Origin of the sequence: Phytohabitans flavus (assembly GCF_011764545.1) — a bacterium.
Lineage (GTDB): Bacteria > Actinomycetota > Actinomycetes > Mycobacteriales > Micromonosporaceae > Phytohabitans > Phytohabitans flavus.
On sequence record NZ_AP022870.1, the window covers coordinates 1,776,136 to 1,791,282 of the forward strand.

General features: G+C 68.6%; 13 protein-coding genes. 6 read left to right on the top strand and 7 right to left on the bottom strand.

Features of this window, described 5'->3' with window-relative positions; genetic code table 11:
• Positions 1 to 69: 69 nt before the first annotated feature.
• Both mddA and Pflav_RS07460 read left to right on the top strand, forming a co-directional pair.
• The gene (gene mddA / locus Pflav_RS07455) at positions 70 to 837 is read left to right on the top strand and encodes a methanethiol S-methyltransferase (protein ID WP_197938168.1); all 768 of its coding nucleotides are present in this window, start codon (positions 70 to 72) and stop codon (positions 835 to 837) included.
• Positions 818 to 2,962 carry an alpha/beta hydrolase gene (locus Pflav_RS07460; RefSeq protein ID WP_173034788.1) on the top strand — a complete coding sequence of 715 codons (2,145 nt, stop codon included), beginning with the start codon at positions 818 to 820 and terminating at the stop codon, positions 2,960 to 2,962. The genes mddA and Pflav_RS07460 overlap by 20 nt, the downstream gene beginning before the upstream one ends.
• 304 nt (positions 2,963 to 3,266) lie before the next feature.
• Here Pflav_RS07460 and Pflav_RS07465 read toward each other — a convergent pair whose 3' ends face one another.
• The 3 genes from Pflav_RS07465 to Pflav_RS07475 all read right to left on the bottom strand — a co-directional run bounded on the left by Pflav_RS07465 (position 3,267) and on the right by Pflav_RS07475 (position 8,839).
• Positions 3,267 to 7,580 carry a caspase, EACC1-associated type gene (locus Pflav_RS07465; protein ID WP_415624311.1) on the bottom strand — a complete coding sequence of 1,438 codons (4,314 nt, stop codon included), beginning with the start codon at positions 7,578 to 7,580 and terminating at the stop codon, positions 3,267 to 3,269.
• A complete protein-coding gene (locus tag Pflav_RS07470; RefSeq protein WP_173034792.1) occupies positions 7,580 to 7,972 on the bottom strand; it encodes an effector-associated constant component EACC1 in 393 nt (130 codons plus the stop codon). The genes Pflav_RS07465 and Pflav_RS07470 overlap by 1 nt, the downstream gene beginning before the upstream one ends.
• Positions 7,973 to 8,299: 327 nt before the next feature.
• A complete protein-coding gene (locus Pflav_RS07475) occupies positions 8,300 to 8,839 on the bottom strand; it encodes a hypothetical protein (RefSeq protein ID WP_173034794.1) in 540 nt (179 codons plus the stop codon).
• A 207-nt stretch (positions 8,840 to 9,046) separates the two neighbouring features.
• Here Pflav_RS07475 and Pflav_RS07480 point away from each other — a divergent pair, with 207 nt between their 5' ends.
• A complete protein-coding gene (locus Pflav_RS07480) occupies positions 9,047 to 9,502 on the top strand; it encodes a hypothetical protein (RefSeq protein WP_173034796.1) in 456 nt (151 codons plus the stop codon).
• Between the two features lie 144 nt (positions 9,503 to 9,646).
• Complete coding sequence (locus Pflav_RS07485) at positions 9,647 to 10,003, top strand: hypothetical protein (RefSeq protein ID WP_173034798.1); 357 nt, start codon at positions 9,647 to 9,649, stop codon at positions 10,001 to 10,003.
• A gap of 310 nt (positions 10,004 to 10,313) precedes the next feature.
• On the opposite strand, the gene Pflav_RS07490 is transcribed toward Pflav_RS07485, so the two are convergent.
• Together Pflav_RS07490 and Pflav_RS07495 are read right to left on the bottom strand one after the other, a co-directional pair.
• A complete protein-coding gene (locus tag Pflav_RS07490; protein WP_173034800.1) occupies positions 10,314 to 10,826 on the bottom strand; it encodes a TFIIB-type zinc ribbon-containing protein in 513 nt (170 codons plus the stop codon).
• Between the two features lie 21 nt (positions 10,827 to 10,847).
• Positions 10,848 to 11,861: an NAD(P)H-dependent flavin oxidoreductase gene (locus tag Pflav_RS07495; RefSeq protein ID WP_173034802.1), complete on the bottom strand. Its 1,014-nt coding sequence runs from the start codon at positions 11,859 to 11,861 to the stop codon at positions 10,848 to 10,850.
• A gap of 93 nt (positions 11,862 to 11,954) precedes the next feature.
• Here Pflav_RS07495 and Pflav_RS07500 point away from each other — a divergent pair, with 93 nt between their 5' ends.
• Positions 11,955 to 12,311, top strand: coding sequence for a winged helix-turn-helix transcriptional regulator (locus tag Pflav_RS07500; RefSeq protein ID WP_173034804.1), 357 nt, complete (start codon positions 11,955 to 11,957; stop codon positions 12,309 to 12,311).
• Between the two features lie 40 nt (positions 12,312 to 12,351).
• On the opposite strand, the gene Pflav_RS07505 is transcribed toward Pflav_RS07500, so the two are convergent.
• Positions 12,352 to 13,128, bottom strand: a complete 777-nt coding sequence (locus tag Pflav_RS07505; RefSeq protein WP_173034806.1) for a hypothetical protein — start codon at positions 13,126 to 13,128, stop codon at positions 12,352 to 12,354.
• Positions 13,116 to 13,607: an SLC13 family permease gene (locus Pflav_RS49265; protein ID WP_425568100.1), complete on the bottom strand. Its 492-nt coding sequence runs from the start codon at positions 13,605 to 13,607 to the stop codon at positions 13,116 to 13,118. Before Pflav_RS49265 ends, Pflav_RS07505 begins: the two co-directional genes overlap by 13 nt.
• A gap of 254 nt (positions 13,608 to 13,861) precedes the next feature.
• Here Pflav_RS49265 and Pflav_RS07520 point away from each other — a divergent pair, with 254 nt between their 5' ends.
• Positions 13,862 to 15,106 (top strand): PQQ-dependent sugar dehydrogenase, encoded by a 1,245-nt coding sequence (locus Pflav_RS07520; RefSeq protein ID WP_173034808.1) that lies wholly within the window; start codon positions 13,862 to 13,864, stop codon positions 15,104 to 15,106.
• The last annotated feature ends 41 nt before the right edge of the window (positions 15,107 to 15,147 follow it).

A 15,147-nucleotide genomic window follows, 5' to 3' on the forward strand; every position in this document is an offset into this window, starting at 1 on the left:
TCGCTCGACCGAATGCTAGCGTCCCACCTTATCGGTCGGTCGACCGAACGGTACGGTAGGGGGGTAGATGTGATTCGCCGCGCATCGGTGCTGGCGTACGGGCTTGTGGCGTACGCCCTGTTTATCGGAGTACTGCTCTACACAGTCGGCTTTCTCGCCGGCGTGGGCGTGCCCAAAGACGTCGACGACGGCCCGGCTGGCCCGGCTTGGCGAGCGGTGCTCGTTGATCTGTTGCTGCTCGGCGCGTTCGCCGTCCAGCACAGCGTGATGGCACGACCCTGGTTCAAGCGATGGTGGACGCGGATAGTCCCGCCAGCGATCGAGCGCAGCACGTACGTGCTGGCGGCCAGCCTCGTCGTGGCGTTGCTGCTATGGCAGTGGCGCCCGCTGCCGGACCAGGTCTGGTCGGTGGAGGCCACCTGGGCGCGGTCACTGCTCTGGGCCGGGTACGGGCTGGGCTGGGGCGTCCTGCTGCTCAGCACGTTCCTGATCGGTCACTTCGACCTATTCGGGCTGCGGCAGGTGCTGGCCCGGGCCAGCGATCGCAGCTACGCGGAGCCCGGCTTTCGCGAGCCGCTGCTCTACCGGCTGGTCCGGCACCCGCTCATGGTCGGCTTCCTGATCGCCTTCTGGGTCACGCCCGACATGAGCGCCGGACGGCTGCTGTTCGCCGCCGTGGCCACGGGCTACATCCTCGTCGCCGTGCGGCTTGAGGAGCACGACCTGCGTCGCCAGCTCGGCGAGCCGTACGAGAGGTATCTGGCGCGGGTGCCGCGCTTCGTGCCACGCCCTAGCGCGCTCGCCAGGAGGCAGCGGCATGCACGCCAGGCGGGCTGACACCGAAGGCTTCGTCGAGCACCTCGGCGTCAAAATCCACTACGAGGTACATGGATCGGGCGGGCCTACCCTCCTCCTGCTGCCGACATGGACGATCGTCCACAAGCGATTCTGGAAGCTCCAGGTGCCTTACCTGGCCCGACATTTCCGGGTCGTCATGTACGACGGTCCTGGCAACGGGCAGTCCGACCGGCCGCTCACACCTGCGGCATACGAACAGTCGGCGCAGGTGGCGTACGCGCTCGCCGTCCTGGACACCACCGGCACCGACCGGGCCGTCGTCGTCGGGCTGTCGCGGGCCGCCTCCTGGGCGCTGGAGCTGGCCGCCGAGCACCCGTCGCGAGTACACGGGACCATCGTCGTCGGCGCGGCGGTCCCGCTCGCGTCGCGCGACCCGGTGCGCGCCGCGCACATGTCGCTGACCGGGCCCGCGCCGCAGCTCGAACCGTCGTCGGTGCCGGCGCTCGGCACCGACCCCGGCGAGCACTGGGCGAAGTACAACCGCGAGTACTGGCTGGAGCACTACGAGGACTTCCTCTGGTTCTTCTTTGGACAGTGCTTCAGCGAGGCGCACTCCACCAAACCCACAGAGGATGCGGTCGGTTGGGGCCTGGAGACGGCCGGCGCGGTACTCGTCGCAGAGTCGGCCGCGTCTTTCCCCAAGCGGGAGACCGTCGAAGGTTGGTGCGCGCGCATCGCCACGCCGGTGCTGGCCATCCACGGCGACGACGACCGCGTGATACCGCTGCGCTGCGGCGAGCGGGTCGCCGAGCTGTCCGGCGGCGAGCTGGTGGTGCTGGAGGGCGCCGGCCACATCCCGATGGCCCGCGATCCGGTCCGGATCAACCTGCTGATCCGCGCGTTCGCCGAGCGGTTTCGCCCGCCGACGCCGGCCCGCCGCACGTGGACCCGCTGGGACCGGCGGCGCAAGCGGGTGCTCTACCTGTGCTCGCCGATCGGGCTGGGACACGCGCGGCGCGACCTGGCCATCGCCCGCGAGCTGCGTGAGCGCCACCCGGATACGCGGGTCGACTGGCTGACCCAGCATCCGGTGACGCGGTTGCTCGACGACGCCGGCGAGCACGTCCATCCGGCGAGCCGGTGGCTGGTCAACGAGTCCCAGCACATCGAGAGCGAGGCGGGCGAGCACGACCTGCACTGCTTCCAGGCGCTGCGCCGGATGGACGAGATCCTGCTGTCGAACTTCATGGTGTTCCGAGACGTGGTCACCGAAGAGCAGTACGACCTGGTCATCGGCGACGAGGCCTGGGACGTCGACCACTTCCTGCACGAAAACCCGGAGCTCAAACGATTCGCCTACGCCTGGCTGACCGACTTCGTCGGCTACCTGCCGATGCCCGACGGCGGCGAGCGGGAGGCGCTCGTCGCGGCCGACTACAACGCCGAGATGATCGGCCACATCGCCCGCTTCCCGCGATTGCGCGACCGGGCGGTGTACATCGGCGACCCGGACGACATCGTGGCGGACCGTTTCGGCCGCGACCTGCCACTGATTCGCGAGTGGACCCAGGCCCACTACGACTTCGCCGGGTACGTCACCGGCTTCGACCCCGGCGACTACGCCGACCGCGCGGCACTGCGGGCGGAGCTCGGCTACCGGCCCGGCGAGCGGGTCTGCGTCGTGACCGCTGGCGGCTCCGGCGTCGGCACCGACCTGTTGCGCCGCGTCATGGACGCCTTCCCGGAGGCGTCCCGCCGCGTCGCCGGCCTGCGGATGATCGTGGTCACCGGTCCCCGCATCGACCCGGCTTCGCTCCCCACCGGCCACGGCTTGGAAGTCCGGCCGTACGTGCCGGACCTGCACCGTCACCTCGCGGCCTGCGACCTGGCGGTCGTGCAGGGCGGCCTGACAACGTGCATGGAGCTGACCGCTACCAGCCGGCCGTTCATCTACGTGCCACTACGCCACCACTTCGAGCAGAACTTCCACGTAGCGCACCGGCTCCGCCGCCACGGCGCGGGCCGGCAACTCGACTTCGCCGACCTCACCCCCGACTCGCTCGCCGACGCGATCACCGCTGAGATAGGCCGCGAGGTCCGATACCGTCCCGTCTCCACCGACGGCGCCGCCCGCGCGGCCGCACTGCTCTCCGACCTCCTGTGACCAAAACGGTGTAATGGTCATGGACCCGCCAACCGACGCCCGGCCGCGCCGGCCAGCATTCTCAGCGACGCGACCGAGCGCGACCTCATGACGGTCTGCGAGGAGCGAACCGGCTCGACGGCGCGAGGCCTGGCCGCCGGCACAGCACGTATCGAGGCAAAACAGCCACAGGCGGAAACCTGACGACGCTCAACACCGAGACAGATGCCACTAACCAATGAACATCCGGATCTGTCGATGCGAGTAGCTTCCGTTCGCGGTTGCCCTCGTATCGGCGGTGGCCTTCGTGATGTCTGCCCCGGTCCTAAGTGACTACGCCCTCATCCGTGAGTTGTGCAAGCAGTCCTCGATTCCCTGCCGCACCTTTGCGAATGAGTTGCCCCACGGAGTCACTCCAATCGCCGATTGTGAGGGCGGTCCCCAAGAGTTTCCGGGATCGGGCTTCGAACGATTGGGCGGCTAGTTCTGTGAGCGCATACGCCTGCAGGTGCGGGTAGGGGATGGTGTGAGCGATCCGCTCGGCCCGGTCGTGGTGGCCGGCCTGCGCGAGCGCCGTGGCCAGTGCGGCCAACACCTGCGCCTGCTGGTTCGGGTCGGTGATGGTGTGGGCGATCTGCTCGGCCCGGTCGGCCAAGCCGGTTGCCCGGTCGTAGTGGCCGGCCTGCGCGAGCACCCTGGCCAGTGCGGCCAACACCAGCGCCTGCTGGGTCGGGTTGGTGATGGTGTGGGCGATCTGCTCGGCCCGGTCGTGGTGGCCGGCCTGTGCGAAGGCTGGGGCCAGTGCGGTCGGCATCCACGCCTGCTGGTTCCGGTCGGTGATGGTGTGGGCGATCTGCTCGGCCTGGTCGGCTAAGCCGGTTGCACGGTCGTGGTGGCCGGCCTGTGCGAGCGCCGTGGCCAGTGCGGCCAACACCTGCGCCTGCTGGTTCGGGTCGGTGATGGTGTGGGCGATCTGCTCGGCCTGGTCGGCTAAGCCGGTTGCACGGTCGTGGTGGCCGGCCTGTGCGAGCGCCGTGGCCAGTGCGGCCAACACCTGCGCCTGCTGGTTCGGGTCGGTGATGGTGTGGGCGATCTGCTCGGCCTGGTCGGCTAAGCCGGTTGCACGGTCGTGGTGGCCGGCCTGTGCGAGCGCCGTGGCCAGTGCGGCCAACACCTGCGCCTGCTGGTTCGGGTCGGTGATGGTGCGGGCGATCTGCTCGGCCCGGTCGTGGTGGCCGGCCTGCGCGAGCGCCGTGGCCAGATCAGTCAACGCCTGCGCCTGCTGGTACGGGTCGGTGATAGTGCGGGCGATCTGCTCGGCCTGGTCGGCTAAGCCGGTTGCGTGATCGTGGTGGCCGGCCTGTGCGAGCGCCGTGGCCAGATCAGTCAACGCCTGCGCCTGCTCGTGCGGGTCGGTGATGGTGTGAGCGACCTGCTCGGCCCGGTCGTGGTGGCCAGCCTGTGCGAGCGCTGTGGCCAGTGCGGCCAACACCAGCGCCTGCAGGTACGAGTTGGGGATGGTGTGAGCGACCTGCTCGGCCCGGTCGTGGTGGCCGGCCTGCGCGAGCGCCCTGGCCAGTGCGGCCAACACCTGCGCCTGCTGGTTCGGGTCGGTGAAGGTGTGGGCGATCTGCTCGGCCTGGTCGGCTAAGCCGGTTGCCCGGTCGTGGTGGCCGGCCTGCGCGAGCGCTGCGGCCAGTGCGGTCAGTGCCCGCGCCTGCTCGTGCGGGTCGGTGATGGTGCGGGCGATCTGCTCGGCCCGGTCGTGGTGGCCGGCCTGTGCGAAGGCTGAGGCCAGTGCGGTCGGCATCCGCGCCTGCCGGGTCGGGTCGGTGATGGTGTGGGCGATCTGCTCGGCCCGGTCGGCTAAGCCGGTTGCACGGTCGTAGTGGCCGGCCTGCGCGAGCGCCGTGGCCAGTGCGGCCAACACCTGCGCCTGCTCGTACGGGTCGGTGAAAGTGCGGGCGATCTGCTCGGCCCGGTCGGCTAAGCCGGTTGCACGGTCGTAGTGGCCGGCCTGCGCGAGCGCTGTGGCCAGTGCGGCCAGCGCCTGCGTCTGCACGCGCGGGTTGGTGATGGTGTGAGCGATCTGCTCGGCCCGGTCGTGGTGGCCGGCCTGCGCGAGCGCCGTCGCCAGATCAGTCAACGCCTGCGCCTGCCCGTACGGGTTGGTGATGGTGCGGGCGATCTGCTCGGCCCGATCGAGGTCGCCCGCCTGCGCGAGCGCCGTGGCCAGCGGGGCCAACACCTGCGCCTGCCTGTACGGGTCGGTGATGGTGCGGGCGATCTGCTCGGCCCGATCGGCCAGGCGTGTAACCCGGTCGTGGTCGCTTGCCTGGCCGACCGCTGCGGCCAGTGTGGACAACGCCTGCGCTTGCTCGTTCAAGTCGGTGATGGTGTGGACGATCTGCTCGGCCTGGTCGGCTAGACCTACGGCCCGGCTGTAGTCGCCGGTCTTCGCCGCTGCTGTCACCAGCGCGGTCAGGGCCTGTGCCTGCCGGTTCGGGTCGGTGATGGCGTTGGTGAGGGCTTCGGCGCGGGTGGTGTGGCCGAGGGTGGCCCATACGGCGGGTAGGTCGGTGGGGATGTTGGCGTTGCGGTCGGCGAGGGTGGTGCGGCGCACGCAGAGGCGGGCGAGGGCGTAGAGGTCTGGCTCGGTGGCCTGAAGGTGGCGGTCTTGGAGGGTGCGGATTTCGGTGAGGGCGGCGGTGTCGCCGCCGGTGATGTCGAGCATGCGGTCGTGTCGGCGTGGGTCGACGGCGAGGTGGAGCATGCGTTCGAGGTCGTGTTGGTCGGTGAGCATCTGGAAGTAGCCGTGCAACGCATACGCGGGTGTGCCGGGCGGCCATCGGCGTTGTCGATAGCTGTCGATCCATTGGTGGATCTTGTCCCGGTAGACGGTGACCAGTTTGCCGAGGCGTTGCTCAGCGTGCGCGCGGAGAGTCTCGTGGGCGAACAGGAACAGCTGCCGCTGTTGGGTGAGGGCGTAGTCGGCGCGGCCAGCGAGGGTCCGGCCGCAGACGCCGTCGAGCATGCCTTCGACCTCGAAGGCGGCCAGGCCGGTCAGTTCTTCCAGTTCGGACAGTGTTAGTCCGCCGCCGCTGGCGGTGATGACACCGACCAGTTCCCGCTGCCGGACGTCGCCGGCCAGCAGTTCGTCGAGCTCCCGTTTGGCGAGGTAAGCGGTCTGCTGGGCGTGCTCCGACGGGGCGAGTGGGCGGCGGCGGCAGGCTCGGATGGGGTGGTCCGGGGGTACGTCGCCGGGGATTGGTGGGTGGGGGCGGCCGGCCAGGATGATCCGCATCCCGTGTGCGGGTTGTTTGGGTAGTTGGGAGGCGATGCTCGGGATCCCGGATCCTGGGCGGCCGCCGTGGTCCTCGTCCAGGCCGTCGACCACGAGCACCAGCCGCTGCCCGCGTTGTTCGGCTTGGGCTGCGGCGGTGTCCAGCAGGTCCCGCCGGTACGTGTCCCGCTGGCCCGGCGGCAGCGAACCGGGTAGGTCCTGTCCGGTCAGGGTAGACAGCTGTTCCAGCAGGGCGTCGGTGAACGCGTTCGAGTCCGCTTGGGCGGCGAGCCGTCCGGTCACGAAGAACGACACCACCCGCACCCCAGCGGGCGGGTTGAGGACGAAGGTGGACATCAGCGCGGACTTTCCCGCCCACGGCGGCGCCTGCCACCACACATACGCCTCGTCCACACCACCACCAGCCGCCGGGGTGGTACAGAAGTCGGCCAACTCCGCCAACTCCTGCTCCCGCCCGAGCGCGCCACCGACAGGTGCAATATCGCGTACCTGCTGCACATACCGGGACCTGGCACCCCAACCAGTCGTTGCAGCCGTACCGGCAGCGTCTTGACCGCCAGCGACCGCTCGCTGGCGGGCCAGGTTCCGGGCGATGGCGATCCGGGCGCCGAGCCCGCGGTCACGCATGTCCGGTTCGGGCAGCGACTTGGCGATCAGCGCCTGGCGCAGGTGGGCGTACAGCGTGCCGACGTCCAAAACAGACGGTCCGTCTTCCAGCCCCGTGCTCAGCAGTCGAATCAGCTCACCGGTGAACGCCGTGTACCGCTCACCCTCCGGCGCCAATGCCTGCCGGGTCGCGGTCGTCGCGGTCAGCACGCAGGTATCGGCGATCGCGAACCGGGCGCCCAGATCTGATGCGGCCATCGCCCGCTGATGCGCCATCCCGCTGTAGCAACAATCGATGATCACCAGCTTGCGGCGGGCCTTGGACCGGCGTACCGCCCGCCGGACCTGCTCGAACGGCAGTGCCGTATACGAGGCCTGCCGTGCTACCGAGGTCGGCAACGCAAGATACAGGTCGCTTTCACCGTCCTCATCCGGCAGACCATGACCCGCGTAGTACACGACCAACGCATCCTCAGCCTGGCCCGCGACCGCAGTCAGTCGATCGATCACGAACCGGGCCGGCTCGCCCGCCTTCTTCAGCTCCACCTCGCCGAGCACGGTCAGATTGCTCTCCGGCAGCCCCCACACCTGCGGCCGAGTCAACGCCTGCCCCAACCCGACCAGATTGTTCCGCACTGCGGGAAGGGCATGCAGACTCGCGTACTCGGCAACGCCCATCAGGACCACCCGCGACGACGCCGGGTCCGGAAGATCCGCGAAAACCTCCACTATCCCGCTATCTCCCGCGCATCAGCAGCATCCGTCTCTTCCGCATCCTCGCCGGCGGCGGTGAGAGCGTCAACGACCCGCCGTACCTCATCCGGCCCCAAGCCCTCAACCGTCACCGCCACCTCGCCAACCTGGAGCCGGATAACCGGCAGCACCGGCCGCGGCCGAGAATCCCGCCACGCCAGGAACGACACCACCAGGCTCCCCAACCCAAGGCTGTTGGCCACGATGGCCTGGATGACCTCGAACCCACCCATCGTCGACCCGGAACTGGACGGCTCGAACGACACCGACGCATCCCGAGCCACCTGCGGATCATCACGAAGCCAGCGATACAACGACACGCCGGCCAACTCGTCCCCACCGCCGTCAACAGTGATCAACGCCCGCATCGCCACTCCCTCAACATCAGCCATGGCGTACCCGCAGACTCTACAAACACCCAACCAGCGCCCCTCTCATCCATCCAGGTGCCACAAGCCGGGAAGGAATGATCCGCAAACCACAGCGAATAAGGGCCACACCAACCAGAGATCAAAATCAGGCCACCAACTCGACGCTAGGCTTCCGGCGGACTCAGCACCGCTTAAGGAGAACAGCAAGCAGCAATTCAAATGCCAAAGTCGGGTCGAACGCACCCTCATGCCGCTGATCGGGCGCTGCGGGATCTGGCCGGCACGCGCGCTGGAGTGCGTACGCGGGTCGGCGCCGAGGAGGCCTCAGGATGTTCCGTCGTCGCGGGTGAGCGTCGATGAGTGCTCACCCGCGTACGGGATCCAGTAGAAGCCCGGGGCGAACAGCACGAAGCCCGAGCCGCGCATCTCCGAGAGGACGTCTTCGGCCAGTACCAGGCCGGGCAAGGTGCCGGTTGCGAGTTCGTCGGTCCACTCCTGCCGCAGTTCGGCCGGATCCACGCGCCATTCCGGGTCCCACCCAACCTGGGCAGCCTGGTAACCGGTGAACCGAGCCAGCAACTGGTACAACCCTCGGCCCAGTTCCGTCAGTTCCGCGGCGGTCAGCCGCACGGGCTCGTGCCCGTCATCCAGGGCGACGCCCCACCCGACGCCGACCGGTATGACACTCATTTCCAGGTACGGCACGTTGTCGGTGCGACGGTTGTGGTTGAGCAGCGGTTTATGCAGGCCGATACGTCGGCGTCCGGCGGCCAGATGCCCGCTGTAGATGACGAGGTCGTGGGCGGCTCGAGCAGCAGTCTCATTCGACCCGAAATTGACCGCCAACTCGAAGGCGATCGCCACGACTCCTCCTTCGCGATAACTCCAGCGCGACGGTCATCACGATCTCGTGGCCGGCGGGGTCGCGCAAGTTCGCGCACATGGAACTGTGGACGTGCGGCAGCGGGATGGTATCCGGGGGCAGCCTTCGCGGATGGGCTTGCCGTCGGGGAAGGGACCATTCGCGGAAACCTCGTCGCGTGTACTGGTGCCGGCTGCCACGCTGTTGTGGTGGCCGACATCGACGAGTTGCTGCCACGCGCGCGTTCGCCTCGCGATTACCTGAATCTGGTCACAGATCCGCGGGTCGACCAAGAGGTGCTGCGCGGCCTGGCCGCCAGCCCGTACCCGTTTGTACGTAAGGCCGTTGCCGCACACCCACTCGCGGACGCTCAGATCCTGACCGCGCTGCTGCGGACCGAGGACCTCGATCGCTGGGATCGCTGTTACCTGCTGGCGACGGTCGCCCATCATCCGAACGCCGACCGGACGGTGCTGCTGCGAGTAGTTCGGCAAACGCTGGCACTGTTGCGGCAGCCAAACGGCAGGCCGTATGCCACGGCTCTCGCCCTTGCGCAACGCCCCGAGTTGGATCCCGCGGAAATTCTCATCCTGGCTAAACAGCAGGGTGCGTCCCACCGGATGCGCCGCGGACTCTTGCGCAACCTGGCCGCTCGGATCCCATAGCCACGCCCTCGCCACAGATCCGCATCACCTCAGCGGAGCCGTCGCGGCGGCCGTACGGTCAACAGCCGAGATGGCTTCCCAGTTCACTCATCTGCCGCCAGGCGGGCGCGCTGCTGGACTGGTGGGGCCGATACCCTCGGGCCTGTGATCGAGTTGGGTAGCCGGATGCGGTCGCAGCCAGCGCCTGCCCGGGTGGTTTGGGCGTCGCTGGTCCGGCCTCGCGATCCTGTGGCTCGGCAATGGCTGGACCTGCTTGATGGCGAGGTCGATCCACAGATCCTGGATTGCCTCGAGCCGAGCCTCGTGGTCTGGTCGTCGCTTTGGCCGGACAGGCTGGACGAACGGATACGGTTCGACATTGAGCCGGATGGCTATGAGAGTCGGCTGCGATGGACGCTGCTGACGCCGGGACCGGAGCCGGCGGCCAGCAAGATTGGGCATATGCGGTTCCGGCTCAACGTCCTCATCAACGAACGGCTGCGCCGATCGTACGGTCAATAGCAAAAGGCATTGCTGGTTCATCTGCCGCTGATCGCGCGCGTTTGGTCGCGTGTCGATGATGACCGAGCATGTGATCTTGGTGTCCGGATCTGATGCGATCCGGGCGTTCGGTGCCGGCGGTGGTGCCGCTGGCGCGCATAGGGACGCCGATGCTGTAGCGGTCGCGCCGCCGATGGTGCCCCGTCGCGGTCGTTTCCAGCTGAGCATCGGGCTGCCGAACCGACACGTCGTGGTGCCCCGGCACCACGACCTGTCCAAGCTCGTGCTACACCCGCGGCTACCGCCCGTTTCGTACCCAGATTGCCGATCATCAATTGGTTGTGAAGTTCCAGTGTGGCGGCAGTGCGCCGCCGCACAGGGCGCAGGTGAAGTCGCCGTCCCGCACGATGTTGCGCTCGCCGCAGGTGGGACAGCGACGGAAGGTGATCTCTTCGGTGAAGCCGCCGGGATGCTGAACGCCCGCCCGGTCGAGTGCTGTGGCCACGGCCGGCCAGCAGTCCGGATCGGGGCAGTACCCGGTCGACTGGTTTGTCACCTCGACGACGCACCAACCGGTCTCGGCCCGCGCGAACGCCATCTCTCCGGCGGCCAGGACGTCCCGACCTTCAGCGAGGGCAACGTGCTCGCCGCGGCGAGGCGCAAGCCGGAGCGAGCCGTCGAGTGCGATGACGAAGGTGAAGGGCTCGACGAGCTCCCCGCGGTCTCGCCCGGCCAGCCAGCCGTCAAGGGCGGCAGACGCCGCTACGACAACAGCATCCACCGCGACAAGCCGGCCGCGCAGCTCGGCCGGACCGACGTACTTGTACTGCCCCGTCAGCGGCACGCGCGACAGTAGCAGGGGCGACTATGCGGGAGACGTGGTACCACGCATCTGCGCTATGACGTCGATGGCACGCGTCGTGAGGTCGCGGACGAGCGCACCGGCGGGGCGGACATCGTGGACGAGCTCGACCGACTGGCCGGCGTAGAGGGCCATCTCCGCCAGGTCTCCGGTCATGCCGGGGACGGGGATCATGTCCTCGTACCGGTGATGGGTGCGGCCGTCGTCGCCGACGGCCACGACGTCGCCCTCGCCTGGGCGCCCAGGTGCGGGAGGGGAGCCGGCGGATTCCCAGCGTCGCAGGGTGGGGTTGCCTAAGGCCCGGTGCGGCGCGTCGGGCCAGCCGCCGTCGAAGCAGCGGGTCAGCGCCGTGTCCGTGGCGCCGGAGGCGACAAGCCGGTCCTGGTACAGGCGGTGCGCGCTCGCCTCGTGGGTGGCTAGGAAGCGGGTGCCCAGCCATACGCCCTGCGCGCCCAGGGCCAGCGCCGCGGCGATGCCACGGCCGTCGCTGATGCCTCCGGCCGCTACGACCGGGATCGAGCCGACCGCGTCGATGACGGACGGCACCAGGACCATCGTGGTGGTCGTCCCGCGCACGTGACCTCCGGCCTCCCAGCCCTGGGCCACGATGACATCGACACCGCAGCCGGCCGCGTGCCGCGCCTCGGTCACGCTGCCGACCGTGTGCATGTGCAGCGCCCCGGCCTCGCGGATCAGCTGGCTGGCAGGTGCCGGGTCGCCCCAGAACGTCGAGACGACCGGAACAGCCTCGTCCAGGCAGACCGCCAGCGTGTCCGCCACCGGGAAGTCGAGCACCAGGTTGACCCCGAACGGCCGGGAGGTGCGCCGCCGCACCTCCCGGATCTGGTCGCGCGCCTCGTCGGAGCGGTGCCAGGTCAGGGCCAGCATGCCGAGCCCGCCGGCCTCCGACACCGCGGCGGCGAGCTCGGGCGCCGCCGCGGAACCGACCGGTGCCTGCACCACCGGCACGGTGATGCCGAGCCGGTCGGTCAGTGCTGTACGCAACCCCGTGGTCATGGCAAACACCCTCTAAGTGCTTCGAAAAAAGAATCAGATCCGAATCGGTACTGTATCGGAAGCAGAAGCGCGGGAGAAGGGAGCGGGATCGCGATGCCGACGCCCACGCCAGGCAGGCCGGTGCGCGGGTCGAGCACCGGCCGACCCCTGATGGCCGCGCTCGACCTCTTCGGGCGGCGCTGGAGCCTGCGCATCGTCTGGGAGCTGCAACGCGGTCCGCTCGGCTTCCGCGCCCTGCAACAGCGCTGCGACAACATGTCGTCCAGCGTCCTCCGGCAGCGGCTGACCGACCTGGCGACGGCCCTCGTCGTCGAGCAGCACCCGGATACGACCTACGCCCTCACCCCGCTCGGGCACGACGCCTACCGCGCGCTGCGTCCGCTCGTCCGCTGGTCCGACGACTGGGCCGCCGCCCTCGCCGACGAGAAGCCAACGTCGCAACACGGCTGACGAGATATCAACCGAGGACGACCGTGAGGCCCCAAGATACCTATCGAAGGCCCAACAGGGGGTAGACAGTATCGGGCGCCGGCACCGCAGCAGGCGGGCGCGAAACCGTAACCGCGGTGCCGAAGCCGCGATATTCGAGGCGCGCCCTCGGCACACCTTGGGAGCCCAGGACGGCGAAGCTCGTCAGCCGGCCCTGACTGTCCAGCGCGGCCCGGAACTCTTGGCGTCGTGCACTGTCGGGAACCGTGCTACCTGGATCGAATCGAAAGGATATCCCGTTTCCGGTACCGATCTTGACAAGGTCAATGGTGCCGGAAACCTCGCTGCCGGTTACCTGAGCCGAGGTGATCGCGTTGATCAGGCGCGCTGAGCCGCCGGGGTCGTTCTTTCCGCGATCGAAGCTCGGGGCGAAGCTCGCCGGGACCTTCGCCGGGTCCAGAATCATCCAGCCTTTAGGGGCGGTGGAAAGAGGCGGGTCGGATGCCAGGTAGACGGCGTCGCCGATCATGCGAATCTGGGTGACGTTTGCAGGAGTCGTAACGGTCACGGCGGCACGTTTGTTCACGTTGTCGGTACGCGCCTCGAACGTAAGTTCACCATCGGTGATCACGACGGTGGCGGCGAAGCTAACCTGGTCGATGAATGCGGTGCCGGCCTTGAGACGATCGATCGCGGTGGTGGTCGCGTCGGCGGCGAGGCTTGTGCCTGGCGGGGACTCCGGGCTGCTGGTCGTGGGCCGGCCAGCAGAGCACCCAATGGCCAGCACCGCAGAGGCCAAGGCAATCCCTACGGCCGGCCGAATGCTCACTCGTTCCACAGACTCTTCTCCCTGTCTTGGCGGGGATTTACGACTAACCCGGCCCCTTCAGCAGGGACGATAGCCGTGCGGCCGGTGGGATGCCGGTGGTGGATATGCCGCTGCGAATTTCCGCTACGGAGGCCCAAGGCAGCGTGGTCGTTCGGAAAAATGATCGCGATTGGAGTCCGTACTCGCTGATCCGACGCGTACGGCCGTTCCCATCGCCTCATGTCACGATGGTCGCCGATCGAATCAAGCCCGTAGGGGATGTTGTCGATGACCGCGGACAGCAGCGCCGATCCCCACAGCAGCAGCATCGAGCGAAAACATCCGGCCTTCGGTGCCGCCCGGGAGATCTCGTCGATGACTCCGGTGTTGACCAGAGCGCTGACCATCACGAACAGGCTGGCGAAGAAGACGAGCGTTGGCCACTCCACGTCCTTGGCGACCTCGCCGGCGTCCAGCCGGGACCACGGCGGCCAGCATGAGCGGCACATCGCTGGCCAACGAAGGGTCGCTCCGCAGCGGGCGCAGGCCTGCGGTGAGCATCGGCAGGCCCAGCAGGGTTAGTGCGAAGCCGCCGAGTCGGCGTGCCCGGGACAGTGGGCCGGCGCCGGCGGCCAGCCGCAGCCGACCCTGCCCGACCTGTCCGTGAAGACGGCAGGATGACAGGTTGGATATAGGTGAAAGTCAATGTATGTTGGAAGCGCTCCCAGGTTTGCGTCCGCCACTCTGCTCAAGGAGCTGAAACATGTCGCCACGGCGTCGTCGCCCGGCCACCGTACTGGCCGTTCTGCTCGTTCTGGCCCTGTCCACGTTCCTGTTGCCACCAGCATCGGTTGCCGGCACCGCCGCAGCCGGCGCGTCCCGCACCCGCGCGGTGCCACTCACTGAGCTGACGGTGGTATTCGAACAGGTGGCTTTCGGTCTCCAGCGTCCGATCGCGCTCACCGGGCTGCCGGACGGCCGGATGCTGATCGCGGAAAAAAACGGCACCGTCCGCGCCTACCACCCCGACACCGGCTTGGCGGCTGAGCCAGTACTCGACCTGACCGCCCGGATCGACACGTCGGACAACGAGCGCGGCCTCCTCGGTATCACGCCCGCGCCGAACTTCGCGCGGACCGGGATGCTCTACGTGGCCTACACCAGCCTGCCCGCCGGCGCGCTAACCCTGGCGCGGGTGCCCATCGGCGCTCCTGAGCGGGTGCAGGTGCTACTGACCCAGGAGCACGCCGAGTACGGCAACCACAATGGCGGACAGGTAGCGTTCGGCCGCGACGGCTACCTCTACTGGTCCCTCGGCGACGGCGGCCACGCGAATGACCCGTTCAAGGCCGGTCAGGACCTCGGCACCCTGCTCGGCAAGATCGTGCGGATCGACGTCAACCGCGCCTGCGGGGCGAAGCCCTACTGCGTGCCCTCCGATAACCCGTTCGTCCGCACGCGCGGCGCGCGGCCAGAAATCTGGGTCTACGGGCTGCGCAACCCGTGGCGCTTCTCCATCGACCCGGTCGACAACTCGCTGTGGATCGGTGACGTCGGCCAGGGCCTGGTCGAGGAGATCAACCACATCCGCCCGTGGCAGCGTGGGGCGAACCTCGGCTGGTCCTGCCGGGAGGGCACCCCGGTCTTCGACCCGGAGCAATGCCGGGCGGGCGTGCGGTACACCGACCCGGTCTTCGAGTACGAACATTTCATGACGGACGGCTGCTCGGTGACCGGCGGCGTGGTGTACCGAGGGTCCGCCACCCCGGAGGCACGGGGGACCTACATCGCGAGCGACTACTGCTCGACCCGCGCGTTCGCCGTGCGCCCCAAGTCCACGGGTGGCTACGAGACCGCCACGATCGGCAGCTTCCCCACCCAGCCGACCGCGATCGACGCCGACGTGCACGGCGAGCTGTACGTGCTCAGTGACCTGCCGGGATTCATGAGCCGGGTACGGTTCGAGCGGGTCCAGCCAGCCCCTGGAGGCGGGCCTGCGAACCGCTGAACCCCGGGGCAAGCGCTCCGCATCCGCAAGACCTCTGAGGA

Excerpts from the sequence above, each read along its gene's own strand:
- Pflav_RS07495 (WP_173034802.1), bottom strand. The coding sequence starts at position 11,861 with ATGACCACGGGGTTGCGTACAGCACTGACCGACCGGCTCGGCATCACC.
- Pflav_RS07520 (WP_173034808.1), top strand. The coding sequence starts at position 13,862 with ATGTCGCCACGGCGTCGTCGCCCGGCCACCGTACTGGCCGTTCTGCTC.
- Pflav_RS49265 (WP_425568100.1), bottom strand. The coding sequence starts at position 13,607 with ATGTGCCGCTCATGCTGGCCGCCGTGGTCCCGGCTGGACGCCGGCGAG.
- Pflav_RS07500 (WP_173034804.1), top strand. The coding sequence starts at position 11,955 with ATGCCGACGCCCACGCCAGGCAGGCCGGTGCGCGGGTCGAGCACCGGC.
- Pflav_RS07470 (WP_173034792.1), bottom strand. The coding sequence starts at position 7,972 with ATGCGGGCGTTGATCACTGTTGACGGCGGTGGGGACGAGTTGGCCGGC.
- Pflav_RS07460 (WP_173034788.1), top strand. The coding sequence starts at position 818 with ATGCACGCCAGGCGGGCTGACACCGAAGGCTTCGTCGAGCACCTCGGC.